Origin of the sequence: Psychrobacter sp. CAL346-MNA-CIBAN-0220 (assembly GCF_040309805.1) — a bacterium.
In the GTDB taxonomy this organism is placed as follows: domain Bacteria; phylum Pseudomonadota; class Gammaproteobacteria; order Pseudomonadales; family Moraxellaceae; genus Psychrobacter.
In genome coordinates this window covers 133,560-155,602 of the sequence record NZ_JBEOPF010000004.1, presented here as the reverse complement: position 1 = coordinate 155,602, position 22,043 = coordinate 133,560, and the positions used below count along the sequence as shown (strand labels likewise).

The following is a 22,043-nucleotide window of genomic DNA, read 5'->3' as shown; positions in this document are numbered from 1 at the left end:
CTAAAGATGCTCAGCTGATTAGGCTTATCGCGTGCTTAAATAGTACGCTCGAATTCTTGAATTTCAAAGACTTCGATTTTGTCACCTGCTTCAACGTTATAGCCTCGAACGGCAAGACCACATTCCATACCAGTGCGTACTTCGTTGACATCTTCTTTATAGCGACGTAATGATTGTAGCTGTCCGGTAAAGATAACTTGGTCGTTACGCAATACGCGAATAGGCTTGTTGCGATAAATTGTGCCTTCAACCACCATACAACCGGCAGCTGCACCGAATTTACTAGAGCGGAAGACTTCACGAACATCAGCAACACCCAAGATTTTCTCACGATGTTCAGGAGCAAGCATACCACTCATGGCTGCTTTAACATCGTCGATCAAGCCATAGATAACGCTGTAATAGCGGATGTCCATGCTAGCAGCATCTGCTTTACGGCGGGCGGTACTGTCTGCACGAACGTTAAAGCCTAACAGTACAGCTTCACTAGATTCTGCTAAAGTCACATCAGACTCAGAGATAGGACCGACACCGGAACTAATAACTCTTACTTTAACTTCATCAGTAGATAACTCATCTAATGCAGAAAGTAACGCTTCAAGCGAACCACGAACATCGGTTTTTAGGACGATATTCAAGAACGATACATCCCCTTGTTCCATCTGCTCAAACATGCTCTCTAAGCGCATTTTGTTCTGACGTTCAAGCTGACGCTCGCGCTCACGGTTGGTTCTAAAGTCAGCGACTTCACGGGCTTTTTTCTCATCAGTAACGACTAAGAACTCGCTACCTGCAGCTGGGGTGTCAGGCAAGCCTAAAATCTCAACTGGAATAGAGGGACCTGCTGACTGAATTCGTTGACCATGCTCATCAACTATGGCACGGACTTTACCGTAGTATTCACCAGCCAATACCAAATCGCCTTGCTTCAAGGTACCTTTTTTGACCAACACACTAACGACAGGGCCACGGCCTTTATCAAGTCTTGACTCAATAACCACACCTTGAGCAGCACCATCTAGCGGCGCTTCTAATTCCATCAGCTCCGCTTGCAAGCTAATATACTCTAAAAGCTCATCGATACCTTCACCAGTTTTAGCTGAGATACGCGCCATTGGCGTATCGCCGCCCCACTCCTCTGATACCACTTCTTTTGCGGTCAATTCATTCAACACGCGATCTGGATCAGCGCCTGGCTTATCCATTTTGTTGATAGCAACAATAATTGGCGTACCAGCAGCACGAGCATGATCAATCGCTTCTTCAGTTTGCGGCATCATACCATCATCAGCTGCCACTACAAGTACCACGATATCAGTCGCTTGGGCACCACGTGAACGCATCGCACTAAAGGCAGCATGACCTGGGGTGTCAAGAAAAGTAATGACTCCGCGATCCGTTTTCACATGATAAGCACCAATGTGCTGGGTAATGCCACCGGCCTCACCTGTAGCAACTTTGGTTTCGCGAATCTTATCTAGCAATGAGGTTTTACCATGATCAACGTGACCCATGATAGTAACCACTGGTGGGCGCGATTGTACATTGCTGCTACGCTCATCAACGGCACTATGAAGATCGTCTTCAACCTTAGTATCACTCACTGGTACTGGATTATGGCCCATTTCTTCAACGATCAGACTGGCTGTCGCTTGATCAATAGTATCTGACTCACGAGCCATTTCACCCATTTTCATCAGTAATTTAGTAACTTCACGAGCTTTAACCGCCATACGCTGAGCAAGATCTGCTACTGCAATTTGCTCACTAATCTCAACGTCATAAACGATTCTTTCGACCGGTTTTTCAAACTTATGTTGCGATGCTTGCGTTGAACGTAAACCGTTTTTACGGTTTTTCATCTCACGCTCATCTTGGTTCTTACGGCGGCGACCGCGAGCACCAGTACTGCTTGCACCACGCTTTATCTCGCGACGCTCTTTTTCAAACGATTCTTCTAATGCATCACCCACTAAGCCTTCGGCTAGTGGTTCGTCTTTACGCACTTCAGTGACAGGCTCACGATCGGTATATTTACCGGCCATTTTGCGCATTTGCTCAATGGTACGTTTTTGCGCCTCTTTAGCTTGCGCTTGGCGAGTTTCTGTTTCGATTTGACGTAGACGATTTTCTTCTACTTCACGAACCTCACGGGCTTTACGCTCAGCTGCCGTTTCGACTTTCGGCTTAGTAGCTGCAACTTTTTTCTTTTCTTTCTCTTTAGTTTTGATCTCAACAGCAGGTTTACCGCCTTTTTTGACCACTACTGAAGAAGTAGAAGCTTTAACGTTCTTACCTTCTGAGCTTTTACTAGAGCCTAGACTGGTACGCATTGCTGCTAAAGTTACCGCTTGACGCTCTTCGGATTTTTTCTTAGTAGCAGCACGGTCTTCAGCTTCTTTGGCAGCACGAGCTTGCGACTCAATCATCGCTTGTTCACGCGCAGCCAATTCTTCAGCCATTTTTTCTGGATCCGGCTTCTCAAAGACTTTCTTTTTACGTACTTCAACGTTAACGCTCTTAGATTTACCTGAAGAGCCAGTCACGCGAGCAGTACTGGTCGTTTTAGATTTTAGGCTAATACGGCGCTTTTCGTGCTGGCCATGACTTTGTTTTAAATACGCCACTAACTTCTCTTGCTCAAGTTCGGTGACTGAGTCATCCTCCCCACGAGCAGGCAGCCCAGCATCCTGCAGTTGCTGCTGTACAGCCACTGCGGTTTTGCCTACCATTTCTGCCAGTTCTTTGACGGTCTTATCTGCCATTGATTATCACCTACTGTCTATTATTTGCTATATGTTCAATTCAGTTGTTGGCTACAAATGATCGCGTTAAGACTGGCATTAGTTGTATATAAATACTAGTCATTAATTATCGATAGCATATCACTAAAAGACAGCGATATGCAGCTAACGCCTATTCATCGAACCAAGATTCCCGAGCCTTCATGATCAGCTGCCCTGCTGTTTCGTTATCTAATCCTTCAATATCTTCTAGATCAAATACGGCTTGTTCAGCTAAATCATCAACGGTAATGATGTCTTTTTGTGCCATTTTATAGGCCAAACTGACCGTCATACCTTCAAGATCTTGCAGCTCTTGACTGGGCTCTTTCATGTTTTGTTGTTTGACCAGCTCATCAGCAATGACCACTTCTTTAGCGCGCTCTTGAATCATATCAATTGCTTCGTCATCTAAGCCTTCAATATCATAGAAGGTGTCAACCGGTACATAGGCCACTTCTTCAATGCTAGTAAAGCCAATATCGACTAACGCGTGTGCTAAATCTCGATCAACTTCTAAACGTTCATAGAATAGGTCAATAAAGATTTTTGACTCATTGGCTTGACGCTGCTGATACTCTTCTTCTAGCATCATATTAAGCTTATAACCGGTTAACTCAGATGCCAGACGCACATTCTGACCTTGTGAGCCAATAGCGCGTGCAAGCTGATCATTGGTACTAAAGATAATGTCAGCAGTCTGAGTATCTTCATCTAAAATGATACTGCTGACGTCTGCAGGTTCAAGTGCACTAATGATATATTGTGCCGGATCGTCTGACCATACCACCACATCGATACGCTCGCCATCGAGCTCTTGCTGTACGGCTTGGATACGAGTACCACGCATACCAATACAAGCACCAACCGGATCAATACGATGATCGTTGGTTTTAACTGATATCTTAGCACGTGTACCTGGCAGTCGAGCAACGTTACGAATCTCTATGATCTGCTCTGCGATTTCAGGAACTTCTTTTTGCATCAATGCTGAGAGCATCTCAGGATGGGTACGCGATAACAACAACTGGGCGCCACGATTTTCACGGTTCACATGATATAAGATAGCGTTAATACGTGACTTTACACGCAGCTGTTCACGTGGCAGCATCTGATCACGTGATAAATAACCTTCAGCATTATCACCTAAATCAATGATATAACCATCACGCGTTTGTTTTTTTACCTCGCCATACATCATTTCACCAACACGAGCCTCAAAAGCGTCTGCCACTAGGGCGCGCTCAGCTTCACGAATTTTTTGAATGATAACTTGCTTGGCTTGAGTAGCTGCAATACGACCGAATTCGATCGATTCAATCTGCTCCTCTTTAACATCACCAATTGACCATTCTTCTTGGTCAAGGTCAGTAATGGCAAGCTGACAGGCAGGCATCTCATGATCTTCATCTGCAACCACTGTCCAGTAGCGATAAGTATCATAATCACCAGTTTCACGATTGATTGCAACCCGCACCGCCACTTCTGGCTGTTCGGTATACACTTTTTTCTTAGTCGACACCACTAAGGCATCTTCTATGGCTTCAAAAATATCTTCAGGATTTAAGCCCTTTTCATTACTGACGGTTTCAACTACCGTTAAGATTTCACGACTCATGCTATACCTGTCCTATACTTACTTAAATTTTATAATTTATGTATTGACGTTATGTTGTCACCGTAGGCCATACGCTACTTAGAGATTACATCATCAATCGATGATGACGAAATAATTTATGAAAGACATCTATCACTCATTTTAGTATTACCTATATTGTAGACTCAATATAATGTTAGGTACTTTGATAAATTAGGTACTTTGATAAATGAGTATTTCAAATACTAAGCATCTTCATAAATTAAATTGGCTTTATCAATATTACTCAAAGCAATCTCGAACTGCTCACCATCGGTGGCTGTCAGTTTTAGAATCGTACTATCTATACTATCTAAGCTACCGGTTGCTTTACGGCGTTTTTTATCACCTTGTCCGATAGCTTGTATCAAGCGCAAACTTACTGTTTGACCGACATAATCATGCATTTGCTCATCTGAGAAGAACGCCCGATCAAAACCAGGGGAAGATACTTCTAAAATATATTCACCAGCAATAGGATCATGCACTTCAAGGATACCACTCACCTGATGGTTAACCGCCGCACAATTCTCGATGGTCACCTGCTTATCTTGCGCTTGCTCTTCAGGTAACGACTCAATATAGATACGTAATAAAGAGCGACGGCCTTGTGGCACAAATTCTACGCCCCACAGCGCTACATCACAAGCAGCTACCGCAGGGGCAATAATATTGGTTAGTTCTGCAACTTTGGTAGAAAGTTTCATAATCTATTTATAGTGTCCTATTCGCTTATCTGTCTTACTTAATAAAACGCATTACTCGTTCATTTACAAGATCGCAGTAATCGTTATGTATTCTACGGCTTTTATAACGGCTTAAGTACAACATCACATTTGTTTTGACTCTATATGAGGATGTGACTTGTGAACATCAAGCTCAGCTTATTAACGAAGCAAAATAGCCAGCAGATAGAGTGCAAAATAAAAATAATGTCGCTGACGAATAATAATCGCGCAAGTGGCAGATATTATCGTACTCTATAGGCATAGAGCTTAGCATAAGCAGGATAGATACCACGGCAACACTGACTAACAGATACAAAAAAACCCACAAACATAATGGTGGGCTTATTGTCACTGACAAATTTACTGTACAAAATATCAGTATGAAAAATGGTAGCGGGGGCTGGATTTGAACCAACGACCTTCGGGTTATGAGCCCGACGAGCTACCAGACTGCTCCACCCCGCATCAATCTAGAACGCACATTATAGGTAGTTTATATAGAAGTGTCAATCTTTATTTGAAAATAACTTAAAATAAAAATCTCGTGACTATTAATAACTAACGTAACGCTGTGCAGCGTAAAAACTTGGTGCGATTGGGGGGACTTGAACCCCCACAGCTTGCGCCACCACCCCCTCAAGATGGCGTGTCTACCAATTCCACCACAATCGCTTACTTGCTAATAACATTAATAACTTCTGTTATTAGCTTTTATATTTAATTTAACTTATCGTATTCTTCTATACCATGAGGATGGCAATAGCGATAATAAATAATAATAAGTTGTGTCTAGCAAAATCAGAAAGGCATTATAATGCGAACAAGCCAAAATAGCAAGGGCTACCACAAAAACGTTTATAACGACCTTATTAATGCCCTAGCTGTCTCGTTATGAGCAGTTGCTATTATAAATACGCTTATTATAAATGGCTAGGTTATGAGTCGTTAAATCATAACCCGTTAGAGAGATAACTACTGAGAGCTTTCTGTTAAAGGTCGCGGTGTCTGTGGCGCTGAAACTGGCGCATCTAAACGAAACTGATCTTCAGCTTGCTTACGAGCATGAACGGCAAGGGACATACTGGTTATAAAAAAGATGACAGTCAAAAAGGCCGTGGCCCGAGTCAAAAAATTTGCTGTACCCGCTGCACCAAATACTGTACCAGAGGAGCCCGCACCAAAAGAAGCGCCAGCGTCTGCCCCTTTACCATGCTGTATCAAGATCAAGCCAATCATGGCAATCGCCACGATAATGTGCAGGGCTAATATAAACGTAAACATGAAGGCCTCTTTTGCTGCGTGATGACAACTGATAACGAAAATTAAGTCTTAGGGTCTAGTACTGATAACTTTCAGGACTAGTACTAATATAAGTGTAATGACATAAATCAATCATATTAAATAAGGCGCATTGTACACGATTGCAAGGGCACTGTTAAACCCACTTTTATCAACTTGTCAGCCTGTTTTTATATGATTCATATATTCAATACAAGCGCTGGATATACATGCTCAGTCATATTGATTAGGCTTTAGTGTGGCTAAAAGCATTAGCAATTGCTAAGAAGCTATCCGCCTTTAAAGAGGCACCACCAACCAATGCTCCGTTTATCATGGCATTAGCGGCAAAACTATCAGCATTAGCGGCATTGACACTACCGCCGTATATTACGCTAATATTTGATAACGGCACAGCAAATCCGGCTACCATGTGCTTAATATGCTCATGAGTGGCACTTACTTCATTTACTGTCGGTACTTTACCCGTACCAATAGCCCAAACCGGTTCATAAGCGATAATTAAGCGTTCATTTAAGGTATTAATAAACTCCGGCTGTTGTTCTAACTCTTGATTTAGCAGCGACTTTATTACGGCTAACTGCTTATCAAGTACATCAAACGTCTGCTTGGCATCATACTGGGCTTGGGTTTCACCAATACAAAACACGACGCCTAGGTTTGTTATAAGCGCATGAGTCAGCTTTTGCAATAGAACATCATGCGACTCTTGATGATATTGACGACGCTCTGAGTGACCAAGTATCGTCCATGTGGCTCCAGCATCCGCGACTTGTTGCGCTGAGCAATCACCGGTATAGGCGCCAACGCTATCGCTATGCGCACTAATATCTTGCGCCGCACAGAGTACTGAGGTGTCCTTTAAGCGTGTACTGACAGCAGCCAGATGAATACAGCTTGGTGCCACCATCAACTGACAGTGAGTTACCTTGTTTACGGTATCATTTTCATCACTATTAATGGCGGCTAATAGGCTATCTAATAATGTATTAACCTCGTGTTTCGTTGCTGGATTCTGCTTCCAATTCCCAATCACCCAAGCTTGCATCACATATCTACCTTGTGTCGTTTGTCTTTGCCAATACGGCTAATATGCGCGCAAGTATAACAAATATTTAGCAAGTGCTATAGTATGGGCCAGCAACATCTGTGTCTGAATATTTTTAGCGCTCTATTATTGACCAATCTCAATCATTAATCAGCAGTGATGTTAGACAAGAGATAATCCTCCACAATTTTAACTAGATTTACTCTGATCTCGTTATTCTGAACTTTCCCTATTTTAAGATAGACGCTTCTCGAAACTGTCATGCTTCTTGCATGATTTATTATAAGAAAATCAAGGTCAGGTATAAAAAATAAGTAGCCAGTTTTTATATGACTATCTAGCTCTAGAATAAAAACTCAACTCAATTTAAAAACCTAACTGCCAAATTTGTACCATGTCCCATATTAAGGAGAGAGTTCTATGCCTACCACAACCGATATATTAGGTGGTCTAGCACAACGGCTAGTCCGGGCAGGTATTGTTAGCGACATCCATATGGAAACGGCGGTCGCTGAGTCGCAACAGCAGCAAATAAGTTTAGTAACATATTTAGTCGACAACAAGATAGCCAATGCTTATCAGATTGCCCAGAAACTATCGCGCGCTTTTGGCGATCCTCTGTTTGATCTTGACGCCCTCAATGGCGATATTATTCCCAAAGACTTAGTAGACGAAAAAGTAGTTCGTAAATTTAACGCTTTGCCTATCTTCAAGCGCGGACAGCGATTGTTTGTGGCATTGAGTGACCCTACTAATATTGATGCAATTGATGCGATTGCTTTTAACTCACGGCTGTCTGTTGAGACCGTTGTGGTCGAAGAGGACAAACTTAGAAGACTTATTGATAGTACTTATGCGGATGTCATGCAAAGTTTTGGTGGCTTTGCTGATAGTGATTTAAATATTGACTTGGATGACCCTGAAGGAGATGAAGACAAAACCAAACTTGCTGATAGGGTTGATGATGCTCCTGTTGTTAGGTTTGTCAATAAAATGCTGGTTGATGCCATTCGTATGGGCGCTTCTGACTTACATTTTGAACCTTATGAGAAGTCTTATCGCGTACGCTTTCGAATAGACGGGGTGATGGAAAAAATGGCCAGTCCCCCTGTACAACTTGCGCGCAAAATCGCAGCGCGCTTAAAAGTTATGTCGCGAATGGATATCTCGGAGCGCCGGGTACCACAAGATGGGCGAATCAAGCTTAAACTGTCCAAAAACAAAGCCATTGACTTCCGGGTAAATTCTTTGCCGACCCTATTTGGTGAAAAGGTAGTGCTGCGGATACTAGATCCTTCCACAGCGATGCTGGGTATTGATGCCTTAGGTTATGAGCCTGATCAAAAAAAGATGTTTTTAGAAGCCTTGCATAAGCCGCAAGGTATGTTACTGATCACCGGCCCTACTGGTTCTGGTAAAACAGTGTCCATGTATACGGGTATCAATATTCTAAATACGGGTGCCACCAATATTTCTACTGCTGAAGATCCAGTGGAGATTAATGTTGAAGGGATTAATCAAGTCAACGTCAACACTAAGGTTGGTCTAACCTTTGCTAATGCACTAAAATCGTTTTTACGCCAAGATCCAGATATTGTCATGGTCGGTGAGATTCGTGATCTTGAAACGGCTGAAATTGCTATTAAAGCGGCACAAACAGGGCACATGGTACTCTCGACGCTACACACTAACTCTGCGCCTGAAACTTTAACTCGTTTGAAAAATATGGGTGTGGCGTCATTTAATATTGCTACCTCAGTGAACTTGGTTATCGCACAGCGATTGGCAAGGCGCTTATGTAAAAATTGTAAAACCCCTATCAATATTCCAAAGCACAGTTTACTTGAGATTGGCTTTACGGATACTGATTTGAACAATCCAAATACTGTGATTTATGGGCCTGTCGGCTGTAATGAGTGCCGTGAAGGCTATAAAGGTCGCGTTGGTATTTATGAAGTTATGAAAGTCAGTCCAGATATCTCACGCATTATCATGGAAGATGGCAATGCGATCGATATCAAAGACGCTGCCCTTAAAAATGGCTTTCGTGATCTACGGCACTCCGGTATTTTAAAAGTATTGCAAGGCATGACTAGTATTCAAGAGATGATGCGGGTAACTTCTGAATAGCGTTGAGCAAAAAATAATGGCTCAATAAAAGCTATCAGAATAAGAACCATCAAATAATGATTTAGAGAATACTTATTATATGACGCTGATTCGAATATACAGATTAGGCAAAATTTGAGGGTGTAGACATGGCAAAATCGAAGACTGATAGGCTATCAGACTTTGTCTATGACGGAGTCAATCGGCGTGGGCAAAAGATTAGAGGCGAGACTACCAGCCGCAGTGTAGAGCTGGCAAAAGCCACGTTACGTAATCAAGGTATTACGATTAAGACCATTAAGAAAAAATCCAAGCCTTTATTTATCTTCAAAAAATCCATTAAGCCTATTGATATTGCTATTTTTTCGCGACAGCTGGCCACCATGATGAAAGCGGGTGTCCCCTTGACTCAGTCATTTGAGATTGTCGCTGAATCACTAGACAACCCTAGTATGAAAGAATTAGTGTTACAAATTAAGTCTGATATTGAAGAAGGCAGTACCTTTGCCTCAGCGCTACGTAAGCATCCACGTTATTTTGATGACTTATTTTGCTCACTTGTCTATTCTGGTGAGCAGTCAGGTGCGCTAGAAACTATGCTTGAACGGGTTGCTACTTATAAAGAAAAAAGTGAGTTACTTAAAGCTAAAATTAAAAAAGCGTTAAAGTATCCGATGGCAGTTATCGTAGTCGCCCTCATTGTGACTATTATTCTGCTAATTAAAGTGGTTCCCGTATTCTCCGGCTTGTTTGCATCTTTTGGTGCAGAATTGCCCGCCTTTACCCAAATGGTAGTCAATATGTCTGAATGGATGCAGTCATGGTGGTACATTTTGATCATTGCTATTGGCGCAGCTATTATTGGCTTTTCTGAAGCAAAAAAACGATCTAAAAAGTTTCGTAATTTTTTAGATCGGCTCACTTTAAAAGTCCCTATATTTGGTAATATTGCTTATCAAGCTATCATTGCTCGTTTTTCTCGCACTCTTTCTACCACCTTTGCTGCTGGTATTCCACTGATTGATGCGCTAGAGTCTACTGCTGGCGCAACCAATAACGTGGTATTTTATAATGCGACTCAGCAAATTAAGAATGATATTGCTACGGGTCAACAGTTACAGTTTTCGATGCGTAACACTAATTTGTTCCCTAGCTTAGCCATCCAAATGGTCAGTATTGGCGAGGAATCAGGAAGCTTGGAAGAGATGCTAGATAAAGTAGCGGTATATTATGAAAACGAAGTCGATAACGCTGTCGATGGTTTAACCAGTTTAATGGAGCCGCTGATTATGGCGGTACTAGGCGTGTTGGTCGGCGGCTTGGTCGTTGCCATGTATTTGCCAATCTTCCAAATGGGCTCAGTAGTAGGATAACGACTTAATGCAATTGATACAGTTATTACAAAATAATATGAGTGTGGCGTTAGTTGTATTTGCCATATTGGGACTTTGTGTCGGCAGTTTTTTAAACGTAGTGATTCACCGTATTCCACTAATGATGCTCTATAGCTGGCGCCAAGAATGTAGCCAATTTTTAACACAGCAAGCTGATATGGCAAGCACGCATACATCGATATTAACTGACGCAGTTGCCAAAGATGTGCCCATCACGTTAAGTTTACCGGCCTCACGCTGTCCGCACTGCTCGCATAAGATTAAATGGTATGAGAATATACCGGTAGTCAGCTGGATGATATTGCACGGACGCTGCTCAGACTGCAAAGCGGCGATCGGTCTACGTTACCCTATTGTCGAGCTGGTCACTGCACTACTATCAGCATTGGTTATTTATCATTTCGGCGTTAGCACAGCTGGACTGTCCGCTTTAGTATTGGTATGGACGCTGATTGCGCTTACCGGTATTGATTTTGATACTCAACTACTACCTGATAGACTTACCTTTCCTTTAGCAGGACTGGGCTTAGCAGTCAATTCACAAGGTTGGTTTGTAACGCCAACTGAGTCTATTTGGGGCTTACTACTTGGGTTTTTATCGCTATGGATAGTGGTCAAGGTATTTTATCTTATCACTAAAAAACATGGCATGGGACAGGGCGATTTTAAGTTATTAGCAGTGCTTGGCGCGTGGCTCGGCACCCTAATGTTACCCTTGATAATCTTACTATCTTCTCTACTGGGTTCAATCGTTGGTATTATCTTGATGAAAAAACAAGGTGAGAGTCAACCTTTTGCTTTTGGCCCCTATATTGCTATCGCAGGTATTGTCGCTTTACTATATGGCTCAGATATCGTTAACTGGTATCTAGGAATGTATGTTTAAAGATTAAAAAAACATCTAATCAGTAGTTTAGGTAACAATAGTAAATTACAGTATGGTAATACCGATATCTTCATTAATCAAAACTACTATTAAGCCAAACAATAATAAGGTTCGTTTTGTGTCTTTAATTTGCTTCTATTTTTAAGCGCTTTGGTTTTATCAGCTATTTACTCATGTTTATTTATTTTTTATTTTATCAGCCAAATAAGTCACTCTTATGTCCATAACCAATCAGTCCATGAAAGATTCTTTATCCTCTCAGACCACTTTTGCAAATAGCAATATGCAGCGACCGAAAACCATCAATACTCATAAGAGCAAACGGTTGGTTATCGGCTTAACGGGCGGTATCGGTAGTGGCAAATCTGCTGCCAGCGCTTGGTTTGCTACCCAAGGCATTGATATTATTGATGCTGATGTGATTGCGCATGAGGTGGTGGTTAAAGGCAGTCCCACCCTACGTAAAATTCAGAAAAAATTTGGGGATTGGGTAATCAATCCTGCTGGACAAATGGATCGTGCGGCGGTACGCGCACATGTATTTACCCATCCTGAAGCGCTGATTGAGCTTGAAGCAATTACTCATCCAGCAATACGTGAGGCGGCAAAAGCACAATTGGCAGCCAGCACGTCAGCTTATGTGGTGCTATCAGCACCATTATTAATTGAAGGGGCGGAAGCGGGGCTAGCAAATTTATGCCAGCGCATCTTAGTAATTGATGCTAGCGAAGACACGCAGCTTGCGCGGGCAAGTCTACGTGATGAGCAAAGCATGATCAAAATTAAGGCTATCATGGCCAATCAACTTAACCGCGATGAACGTAATCGTCATGCAGATGATCTGGTAGTAAATGAGAATAATCTAGCAGCCCTGCATTTACAGTTACAACCTTTGCACCAGACTTATATTACGCTTGCCCAGCAGCTAAAGTACGCTGCCGATTAACCTCATAAAGCGCCATACCGGTGGCAACGCTAACATTAAGGCTTTGTAGATTACCATGTTCGTTGCCCGACATCGGAATATATACCAGCTCATCGCAGCTTTCAGTGGTTAAGCGGCGCATGCCCTCACCTTCAGAGCCCATAATTAAGGCGGTCTTGCCAGTCAAATCTGCAGCATGTATCGGCTTGGCGTCTGCGTTAAGAGCAGTACCAAATACGAATACTCCGGCGGCTTTGATTTGCGATAGCGTACGCGCCAAATTGGTGACGCTGATAATAGGCATCATCTCGGCTGCCCCTACCGATACCTTGGCAACCGTCGGTGTTAGACTTGCGGCATGATGTTTTGGACAGATAACGGCATTGACACCCATGGCGACAGCTGTTCGCAGACAAGCACCGAAGTTATGCGCGTCAGTAATTTGATCTAAAACCAATAGCAAACAATCATCGCGACTGACAAGCCTATCTAACAATCCTTCATCCGCAAAGGCTAATGGTCGGGCGTGAAGCACCACACCTTGATGCTGCGGGCTGCCACATAGCTGGGCCAATTTGTCTTTTTGAGTCGGCTGGATACTGATATCATTTGCTTGGGCTTGCGCAATAATAGCTTGCACACTGCTGTCACTTTCGCGTCCTTGCTGCACGAATAAACTAAGCGCATCAAGTGGACGATACTCAAGTAAAGCATCAATGGCATGAATGCCATAAAAATAACTGGGTTTTGCCATAATAGACCTACTGATTAAAAGAGGGCTATCGCTAAGCACGATAGAAAGTAAGATGCTGTTGGTACTGCTATAGATAGTCAAGTCAAAAAGAGACAAACAAAATCGCGCTGATTTTGTTTGTCTCTTTTTGAAGTGTATGTGGTTTTACGGGTTGTTATTTCATAATCTGTAATTGTACAGTCTATGACTTAGAATGTGCTGAACGTTTGGTATTAGCCTTCTAGATGACAGATGTACTGGACGATTTGTTCGGTACGTAAGTTAAAACCACTATCGCCTTCAACCACAAAGGATTGGCCAGCGCGATAGTAACTAAAATCTTCATCACCATTAATTTTGACTTCACACTCACCGCTGATGATTTCAATACGCTCAGAGGTGTTGGTGCTAAAATGATATTGCTCGATGGTGTTGTCGCAGGGTAAAATAACACCTAGTGTTTTGTGACGACCGTCCTCGAACATAACAGTATGGCTTGAGCAACGCCCATCGTAGGATATGCTGGCTTGAGCATTGACTGTCACATTAGTAAATAGTGCCGCTGTCATAGTGGCTTCCTTATCAAATAATTATTGCCAAACTAAAAATGAGTGACTCATTAAATTATGGTTTAAGCAGCTACTTCTATGTCTTTGTAGAAGTTAACGTAAACGCTTTAAGGTACTGACAATTAAAGTACTGACGATTTCACTCTTCATTATACGCTGCACTGACTTGTTATAAAATAGCGTAATGTATGTAGTTATTGTGGCAAGAGTTTATCGTTATGTGAGATTATGCTACCACATTATATCTATAAAGTTTGTTACAGCATCGCTAAAAATCTCACTTTACTGTTAATTTAATTCCTAATCTACTTGATAATATCACCTGCTTTTAATCGTATTTAATAGTGGCCAAACCAAACCCTTATTACAATTATGAGGTGCACTAATACCATAAAGTTATCGCAATATGAGATGCCAAACAAAGTTGATTTAAGTAAGGCTTACGGTTAGTCTACCTTAACTTCTAACGCAAACTGTAGTAATGATTCACCAATTATCGGTACACTGGAATGTGTCATCAATTAGCATATTAATTCATTTAGTGGTCTTAAAATGACTAAATTTTGCTAAACAGCGTCAGGATTCTGGTCAATATATTTATATTTACTACAAATTCTTCCTAGTTTAGCGGCAACTTATCTCATTTTAAACCGCACCATTTAATTGATGACATACCCTAGTATATATGGTTTTACTGATAGACTGTAATATGCGTTGATATGATTTACAGCTCTTAGCATTTGTATTTGTATTGCTATGGCACGATATAGAGTTCAATAGACCCCACCTTATAAGCTGATGTTAAGATATCAATAAAATAGCCTTTTATTTGATATTTATTAGCTAGCATGAGAGGCTTTAATGCTTTTATCATTAACCTTATATCAGTTCGCCCTAATAGCTGAGCATGAGCTGAGCTTTACTGAGGGCTTTAATGTCATCACTGGTGAAACAGGAGCTGGCAAATCCTTGCTACTTGATGCTTTATCTCTATGCATAGGTGAACGAGCAGACAGTGCAATGGTAAGACACGGCGCCGCTCATGCTGATATCTATGCTGAGTTTGATGTTGAAGGTAACCGTCCCATAGCTGCCTGGTTTGCTGAACATGAACGCACTTTAGAGGAGTCAGAAGTATTGATTCGCCGGCAACTGAGTAGTAGTGGACGCTCAAAAGCATGGCTCAATGGTACCCCAGTTAGTTTGGCTGAGCTCAAAAGTTTAGGCACATTACTGGTTAATATCCACAGCCAACACGCTCAGCAAGCATTACTGAAGCCGCAGTTCGTTGTACAATGGCTTGATGAGATGGCGCAAATAACGGCTTTAGCGGTGCAAACGGCAAGCAGTTATCAGCAGTATCAACAGCTACAACGCCGTGCTGATGACCTTGCTAACCGCGAAGCTCAGCGCCAAGATCGTCTACAACTATTGCAAAACCAACTGGCTGATATTGCGCCGTTACTTGCCGTTGATTATCATGATATCGAAGCTGAGCACGAAGAGCTGTCCAATATTGAAGCTTTAATGCAAGAGGCCAGTCATGGTCTGCATCTATTAGATAATGATACAGATGAGCCGGATGTCATGACCTTACTTGGTCAAGCAATCAAGCTGTGTGATCATCAGGTGGGTGTCAGTCAAACTTTTGTGCAGGCGTCTGAGCAGCTACATTTGGCTCAGCAGCAAATAACTGAGGTGACTGCCTTACTTTCAGATTATGCTGAGCAGCAATTGCCTGACCCTGAGCGTCTGCAAGAATTAGATAGTATCATAAGTCTTGGACATCGATTATCCAGAAAACATAGCTTGCCAGCGGGTGACTTAATAACTGAGGCAAAAGGCTGGCAACAGCAATTAGAGCAGCTAGAAAACGAGCCTAGTAGTGATGTGCTGGCTGTGCAAATTGATGAGGCGTGGCAACACTATCTAACACAGGCAACCAAGCTTAATGAGGCACGTGAGCAGGCTGCAACCTCCATTTGTGCACAACTGATTGCCCAACTACAACCACTAGCGCTACTTAATGCGCGCTGTGAGTTTGTCTTTACCAAAAAGTCTGATCCTGCACATTATAACGCTCAAGGTTGTTATGATATTGATCTACTATTTAGCGCCAATGTTGGTATGCCGATGCAGCCTTTGCATAAAATTGCCTCGGGTGGCGAGTTGTCACGTATGGCACTGGTGATGCAAGTATTGCAAGCGACTAATGTAGATAATAACGCCGCTAAGCCCATGTTGGTCTTCGATGAAGTCGATGTCGGTATCAGTGGCGGTACTGCACAAGTAGTCGGCGAGCTCCTACGTGCCCTTGGGCAGACTCAGCAGTTATTAGCCATTACTCACCAAGCACAAGTAGCCGCCCAAGCGCATCAGCATATCTTAGTACAAAAACATCACCATGAGCAGTCCCAGAGCGAGCTGCTTATTTTGACAGACAACACACAGGTGGATGAGTTAGCGCGGATGTCCGGCGGTGTCACTATCACAGACGTCACTCGCGATCACGCCCGTAGCTTGTTGACTGATGTTAAATGACTATCCATTAATACAAACCACTTGATGCTAAACCGTTAATATCAATCTATTAACGTCAGTCGATCAACAGCGCGGCTAACGTCTGTTGATTTTTAGGTTGTTATCGCCATATAGTAGTGTCTCACCTTTTTTTATACTGTGTCTGTCCCTATGTCTAAAGCTAACTTGACTCATCATTTCTTAATTGCGGCGCCCGAGCTGTCAGACCCACGGTTTGAGCGGGCGCTTATTTATATTTGTCGTCATGACAAACAAGGCGCACTAGGTCTAATGGTCAATCGTCCGCTAGAGCAATCACGAGTGGGTAAGCTATTAGAAGATTTAGATATTGATGTCACTAATCCGCAGGTGATGGAAGACTTGGCATTAGAAGGTGGCCCTATGTATCCGGAAATAGGCTTTGTACTACATACTGGACAGCCAGAATGGGCGTCATCATTTGCGATCTCAGAAAACGTCTGTATTACTACCAGTCAAGACATTCTAAAGCGCATTGCTGCAGGTCAAGGCATTGGTCATTATCAGCTGTGCTTAGGTCATGCCAGCTGGGGCAAAAAGCAGCTTGATCGTGAGCTTGAGAGTGGCGATTGGTTGGTCTGCCCTGCTGACTTAACCTTATTGTTTGATACGCCTTTTGAAGAACGTTGGCAATTGGCCGCTGATAAAATCGGGGTCAATTTTGATTATTTAAGCAGTGATATTGGTCATGCTTAATAAAAATAGGAAACACCCCCTACTATGGTAGATAGTGAGACCGACTTTGAAATCGACAAAATCGATGATACTAGTATTGCTGAGCCCACCATCAAGCCCCACCTCATATTGGCGCTAGATTATGGGGTTAAAAAGATGGGTATGGCGCTTGGGAATACCCTTACTGAAACCGCCCGCGCTTTTGATATCTTAGTGATGAATAATGGCCAGCCAGACTGGGATAATTTACTCGGTATCATCAAGGTTTGGGGGGTTGCTCAAGTGGTCGTTGGGCTACCGTTGAATATGGACGGCAGCAGCTCGATGATATCTAAGCGCGCCCATAAATTTGCGCGCCGTCTGGCCCATCGTTTGTTAGAGCAACATATACCTGCAACCGTAACGCTGTGTGATGAGCGTCTGACCTCGGTCGCGGCACGTGAGATCGCCTGGGAGCAAGGCTGGATTAAAAATCCGCGCGATCCGATTGATGATATTTCTGCCTGTATCTTAATGTCTACCTACTTTGCTGACCCTAGTAGCAGCATTGCAATTGATGCTATAAAAGCTGATTAAACCAATACTTACCTAAAAGATGACTGCTCGTTATGACAAATGTCTCTGACCAATCCACGCAACACGGCTTTGCCCCACTTGCGATTGCCCGTATTAAGGGCGCACAACGAGCAAACCAAATTGCAGTCTATCTGATCTATGCTGCTATTATCGCCTTCATGGTCTTTGGGACAATTGCCAGTATAAAGATGTTTCATGACAATACGTTGCTATATCGGTTATTTTTTAACTTACCCTATGCGTTGATTGCCCTGACCATTCCTATTACCTTATATGATGCGCTGGTCATTTATCGCTATCGTCTCAATCAAGCATCGATGGTGATAATGACTATTGGCGTCTCGAGCATTATTCTTATCGGTGGGTTGCTGTTTGCGGATACCGCTTGGCTAGGTTTGGCGTCATGGCTTGGTGTGGCATTTTTATTTAAAGTTAGTTTTAAGCGCTTTTTTGACTTTTTAGAGGTGGCAGATTTGCCTGAAACTGATGAAGCGTTAGAAACAGATATTGTAACTGACACAGAAAATACGCCATTGTAAGCGTATAAATAAGCTAGCAGCTATCAAACTTATCTATTAGGTTTATAAAATCAAAACTATGACGACTTCACTATTAGACACCCCTATTAACCATCATTTAGACACTCAAGGGCTGATTTGCCCTGAGCCTGTGATGATGCTGCATAAGACCATTCGTAAAGCAGATAGTGGCGATATTATCGAAATGATCGCTACCGATCCGGCGACCACACGCGACATTCCTAATTTTTGTCGTCACTTGGGGCACACGCTTGTCCATCAAGAAACGCTTAATGAGGCGCCAACGTATCGCTATTTGGTTAAGAAAAAGAGCGCCTACTAATAGTTACTAATCGTCGGTTGCTAACTTGCATGTATTCCGGTTACTCACAAGTACTTAGAACTACATAGAGCACTGATAACAGCGCAATACATAACGTACAGATATCTTTTGCGTTCAAAATATCTTTGCGTTATAGAAAACATATCATTCACAGATTAAAGGTAGGCGGCGTGTTAGCAACAGAAAAGCAGTATGTACAGTGGCACGAAAACGAAACCTTACGTCATGCCCGCTGGTTGTCCCAAAGCAATCAAGTGCCGCCTGCGCGTATTGTTTTAGTTGACGACAAAACGACAGCAGATGAGGCCTATCGCTTGGCCTGCGCGGGCACGTCAATGCTGTGGCACGGCGACTTTCAGAATGCGCGGCAATTACTACAAGCCCTCACTCGACGTATTGAACGCAGTGAGCTGCGCAAAAGTATCAAAGCAGCTAATAAATCTGCTGAATCTGCTAAGCTCGCTTCTGAATCTTTAGTGTTACCTAAGGTGATACCTAACTTGTTTCATCAGCAACGCCAAGCTCAAACCCAACGTTCGCGCGTATTAAGTCGTTTGCTATTAGAGCTTGGTAAAGGTTATGTCAGCCAGTTACGTCGCGCCCCCGATGTGAGTGCAGCCTGTACGGCGGCTTTTGGCCAGTTAGATGAGAAGATAGATGAATCGTGCTTACTCTCGTTTCGTGACTTGCAAGGTGCGTTAGGCGCGGCGGGGTGGCGCGCGAAAGGGGTACCGATTGAAAACTTAGGCCTATCTATTTTCCCGCATTATGGTGTCTTCGCGCCAACCCGTCATGAGTATGTGCAGCTGTTGCTCGATGCACCGTTGCCTAATGAACATGATGTTGCCTTTGATATTGGTACCGGCACCGGTCTGTTGGCAATTATCTTGGCGCAGCGCGGTGTGAAACAGGTGATTGCGACGGACTTAAATCCGCGTGCTTTGTCCTGCGCCAGCGAGAACTTTGTGCGTTTAGAATTACCTGCCGTACAGTTGCAGCAAGCAGATTTGTTTCCGACTGACGCACCATTGGCCAATCTGATTGTCTGTAATCCACCTTGGTTGCCCGCTAAGCCAACCTCGCCATTAGAATACGGAGTCTATGATGCCAATAGCGCGATGTTGCGCGGGTTTTTGCAAGGCGCAAAACAGCGCTTAGCCGAGCAGGGAGAGGTCTGGTTGATTCTGTCAGATTTAGCGGAACATTTACAGTTGCGCAGCCGTGATGAGTTATTGGTCTGGTTTGCGGATGCCGGTTTAGAGGTGAAATACCGTCTCGATACCCACCCTAAACACGGTCGCAGCCAAGACAATACTGATCCCCTGTTTGCTGCGCGTAGTGCGGAAATTACCTCGTTATGGTGTTTAGTGCCTTTTAATAATTGAAGTAATACCTGAATAGTACCTGGAGCATAAAAATTGCCTAGCAAAATTTTATGAAAATTGCTAGGCGATAAACTTATAAACTTATAAACTTATAAACTTATAAACTTATAAACTTATAAACGAATTAACCTATCCTGTCCTATACAACCACCGAGTATTGTCTTATGAGCCGCGACCGTGCCGTACAGCCGCGCCAGCCAAAAGCGCTAGCAGTAGATGACGAGCCGAGCTATATGACTGAGTTTCGTCAAGCGATGCTGGCACGTGGTCTGGCAACCCGCACTCGTAACGCTTATGTGCGCGACTTACGCTCTTGTGAGCTGACCAGCCATACCGCTCTAACACTTTGGCAACCTGATGAAGTACTACATTGCTTATCTATCCTTGCCCAAGACGGTAAAACCCCACGCACACAAGCACGAATGCTCTCCAGCCTACGCCAATTTTATCTATGGATGATTGCCAGTAATCTACGTGAAGACAATCCTTGCGAGCGTATTAAAACCCCCAAAATTGGCCGACCGTTGCCAAAAGACTTAGCCGAAGCTGATGTTGATAATCTACTCGCTGCGCCCGATAGCAGTACCGCTCTTGGTTTGCGCGATAAAGCCATGTTAGAGGTGCTATATGCCTGTGGTCTACGGGTCAGTGAATTGGTTAATCTATCAATAGAGCAGGTTAATCTGAATGCTGGCTGGCTACAAATCACTGGTAAAGGCAATAAAACGCGCTTAGTGCCATTAGGGGAATATGCGGCGGATGCGCTTGAGGATTATTGGACGCATGGTCGCGATGATTTAATTGCTCATTTGAAGGCAGGAAATTGCCAGGCGGTATTTTTGACCGCGCAAGGCGGCTATATGACCCGGCAAAACTTTTGGTATCTGCTAAAGAAATACGCTAAAGTCGCCAGTATTGATAAAGACTTATCGCCGCATACCTTGCGTCATGCTTTTGCTACGCATTTACTGAATCATGGCGCGGATTTGCGTAGTGTGCAATTACTCTTAGGCCATAGTGATTTATCGACTACCCAGATATATACTCATGTGGCGACGGCTCGATTGCAGAAGTTGCATGCGGAGCATCATCCTAGAGGGTGAGAACCGTTAAAACGAAGCACTGCTTCGTTAGGTTCGCAAGAGAAAATCCCTTAAAGGGGATTTTCTGTATAATATTTAAAAAAATCATATCTATATTTCAGCTAATTGAAACCAAACTGCAAATATTCAACCTAGCCAATCTTTTAAGCTGTCCGATCAATCGATGACCGTAAGAGGAATATACAGTGTTGCAAGCTCAACCATCCACCCTGTCTACCCTAACCAAGAGGCAAAATACGGTATTAAAAAATCTCACGATTGCAGGTTATTTAGAAGGCACTTCTTTTTTATTATTGCTTGGTATCGCCATGCCTCTAAAATATATGTTGGGCATTCCAGAAGTGGTGAAATATATCGGCATGGTGCATGGAGCACTATTCATCGCCTATATCTTGATGCTTGTGGTCGCAGCTAGTAAAATAAAAATGCCGTTTTGGGCAATGCCTACAGGTGTACTCGGTTCGTTTTTGCCATTTGGTCCGTTTACATTTGATCATTTATTAAAAAAGAGTTTGAGAGGGTAGGATTAAAAATTTAAAGGTTGCCATAAAGATCGCGAACGTGAAAAGCCTATTTCTAAAGGCGAAGTAATAAAATACGAGCAAGATCTATCGAAAAGAGAAGCTTGCTATGCGCCTCAAAAATTACACTCAGAATGTACGAACATCATAAAAGCTCATACTGTTTCTAAATCTAGTGGTTTATCGGATATAGCTGATGACACTAATCATGTTTTAGGGTTAAGACAAAACTTAGTAAGCTTTCAAAAAAGTA

Annotated in this window: 19 protein-coding genes and 2 tRNA genes; 12 read left to right on the top strand and 9 right to left on the bottom strand. The window is 43.0% G+C overall.

All coding sequences use genetic code 11. From position 1 onward, the window contains the following. Nucleotides 1–35: 35 nt before the first annotated feature. From infB to tpiA, 7 genes are all read right to left on the bottom strand, one after another. Nucleotides 36–2,765 carry a translation initiation factor IF-2 gene (gene infB, locus AAEY88_RS09610; protein WP_350561820.1) on the bottom strand — a complete coding sequence of 910 codons (2,730 nt, stop codon included), beginning with the start codon at nt 2,763–2,765 and terminating at the stop codon, nt 36–38. A gap of 151 nt (nt 2,766–2,916) precedes the next feature. After that, entirely contained in the window at nt 2,917–4,401 is a 1,485-nt protein-coding gene (gene nusA / locus AAEY88_RS09605) for a transcription termination factor NusA (RefSeq protein ID WP_350561818.1), read from the bottom strand. Between the two features lie 224 nt (nt 4,402–4,625). After that, a complete protein-coding gene (gene rimP / locus AAEY88_RS09600; RefSeq protein ID WP_350561816.1) occupies nt 4,626–5,126 on the bottom strand; it encodes a ribosome maturation factor RimP in 501 nt (166 codons plus the stop codon). 409 nt (nt 5,127–5,535) lie between these two features. Beyond that, nucleotides 5,536–5,612 (bottom strand) — tRNA-Met (locus tag AAEY88_RS09595). Nucleotides 5,613–5,734: 122 nt separating this feature from the next. Then, nucleotides 5,735–5,819: transfer RNA gene (locus tag AAEY88_RS09590), tRNA-Leu, on the bottom strand. Nucleotides 5,820–6,119: 300 nt separating this feature from the next. Then, nucleotides 6,120–6,428, bottom strand: a complete 309-nt coding sequence (gene secG, locus AAEY88_RS09585; RefSeq protein ID WP_350561814.1) for a preprotein translocase subunit SecG — start codon at nt 6,426–6,428, stop codon at nt 6,120–6,122. A gap of 244 nt (nt 6,429–6,672) precedes the next feature. Then, a complete protein-coding gene (gene tpiA / locus AAEY88_RS09580) occupies nt 6,673–7,494 on the bottom strand; it encodes a triose-phosphate isomerase (protein ID WP_350562065.1) in 822 nt (273 codons plus the stop codon). A 420-nt stretch (nt 7,495–7,914) separates the two neighbouring features. Between tpiA and pilB the strand changes: the two genes are divergently transcribed. The 4 genes from pilB to coaE all read left to right on the top strand — a co-directional run bounded on the left by pilB (nt 7,915) and on the right by coaE (nt 12,829). Then, nucleotides 7,915–9,624 (top strand): type IV-A pilus assembly ATPase PilB, encoded by a 1,710-nt coding sequence (pilB, locus tag AAEY88_RS09575; protein WP_350561812.1) that lies wholly within the window; start codon nt 7,915–7,917, stop codon nt 9,622–9,624. Nucleotides 9,625–9,752: 128 nt separating this feature from the next. Then, nucleotides 9,753–10,976, top strand: a complete 1,224-nt coding sequence (locus AAEY88_RS09570) for a type II secretion system F family protein (RefSeq protein ID WP_350561810.1) — start codon at nt 9,753–9,755, stop codon at nt 10,974–10,976. A gap of 7 nt (nt 10,977–10,983) precedes the next feature. Further along, nucleotides 10,984–11,883 carry an A24 family peptidase gene (locus AAEY88_RS09565; RefSeq protein ID WP_350561808.1) on the top strand — a complete coding sequence of 300 codons (900 nt, stop codon included), beginning with the start codon at nt 10,984–10,986 and terminating at the stop codon, nt 11,881–11,883. Between the two features lie 283 nt (nt 11,884–12,166). After that, nucleotides 12,167–12,829, top strand: coding sequence for a dephospho-CoA kinase (coaE, locus tag AAEY88_RS09560; RefSeq protein ID WP_350562063.1), 663 nt, complete (start codon nt 12,167–12,169; stop codon nt 12,827–12,829). On the opposite strand, the gene rlmB is transcribed toward coaE, so the two are convergent. Beyond that, nucleotides 12,792–13,562 carry a 23S rRNA (guanosine(2251)-2'-O)-methyltransferase RlmB gene (gene rlmB / locus AAEY88_RS09555; RefSeq protein ID WP_350561806.1) on the bottom strand — a complete coding sequence of 257 codons (771 nt, stop codon included), beginning with the start codon at nt 13,560–13,562 and terminating at the stop codon, nt 12,792–12,794. The two genes, coaE and rlmB, sit on opposite strands and share 38 nt — an antisense overlap. A gap of 212 nt (nt 13,563–13,774) precedes the next feature. Further along, complete coding sequence (locus AAEY88_RS09550) at nt 13,775–14,110, bottom strand: pyrimidine/purine nucleoside phosphorylase (RefSeq protein ID WP_350561804.1); 336 nt, start codon at nt 14,108–14,110, stop codon at nt 13,775–13,777. Nucleotides 14,111–14,971: 861 nt separating this feature from the next. On the opposite strand from AAEY88_RS09550, the gene recN reads away from it, so the two are divergent. The 8 genes from recN to AAEY88_RS09510 all read left to right on the top strand — a co-directional run bounded on the left by recN (nt 14,972) and on the right by AAEY88_RS09510 (nt 21,793). Then, nucleotides 14,972–16,651 carry a DNA repair protein RecN gene (gene recN / locus AAEY88_RS09545; protein WP_350561802.1) on the top strand — a complete coding sequence of 560 codons (1,680 nt, stop codon included), beginning with the start codon at nt 14,972–14,974 and terminating at the stop codon, nt 16,649–16,651. 150 nt (nt 16,652–16,801) lie between these two features. Further along, a complete protein-coding gene (locus AAEY88_RS09540; RefSeq protein ID WP_350561800.1) occupies nt 16,802–17,365 on the top strand; it encodes a YqgE/AlgH family protein in 564 nt (187 codons plus the stop codon). Nucleotides 17,366–17,389: 24 nt separating this feature from the next. Then, entirely contained in the window at nt 17,390–17,920 is a 531-nt protein-coding gene (gene ruvX / locus AAEY88_RS09535) for a Holliday junction resolvase RuvX (protein WP_350561798.1), read from the top strand. A gap of 32 nt (nt 17,921–17,952) precedes the next feature. Then, on the top strand, nt 17,953–18,459 hold the full coding sequence (locus tag AAEY88_RS09530) for a hypothetical protein (protein ID WP_350561796.1): 507 nt from the start codon (nt 17,953–17,955) through the stop codon (nt 18,457–18,459). Nucleotides 18,460–18,517: 58 nt separating this feature from the next. After that, entirely contained in the window at nt 18,518–18,781 is a 264-nt protein-coding gene (gene tusA, locus AAEY88_RS09525) for a sulfurtransferase TusA (protein WP_350561794.1), read from the top strand. Between the two features lie 170 nt (nt 18,782–18,951). After that, nucleotides 18,952–20,166 carry a class I SAM-dependent methyltransferase gene (locus AAEY88_RS09520; protein WP_350561792.1) on the top strand — a complete coding sequence of 405 codons (1,215 nt, stop codon included), beginning with the start codon at nt 18,952–18,954 and terminating at the stop codon, nt 20,164–20,166. 164 nt (nt 20,167–20,330) lie between these two features. Beyond that, on the top strand, nt 20,331–21,269 hold the full coding sequence (gene xerD / locus AAEY88_RS09515) for a site-specific tyrosine recombinase XerD (protein WP_350561790.1): 939 nt from the start codon (nt 20,331–20,333) through the stop codon (nt 21,267–21,269). Between the two features lie 185 nt (nt 21,270–21,454). Further along, nucleotides 21,455–21,793: a DUF3817 domain-containing protein gene (locus AAEY88_RS09510; RefSeq protein WP_350561788.1), complete on the top strand. Its 339-nt coding sequence runs from the start codon at nt 21,455–21,457 to the stop codon at nt 21,791–21,793. Nucleotides 21,794–22,043: the final 250 nt, after the last annotated feature.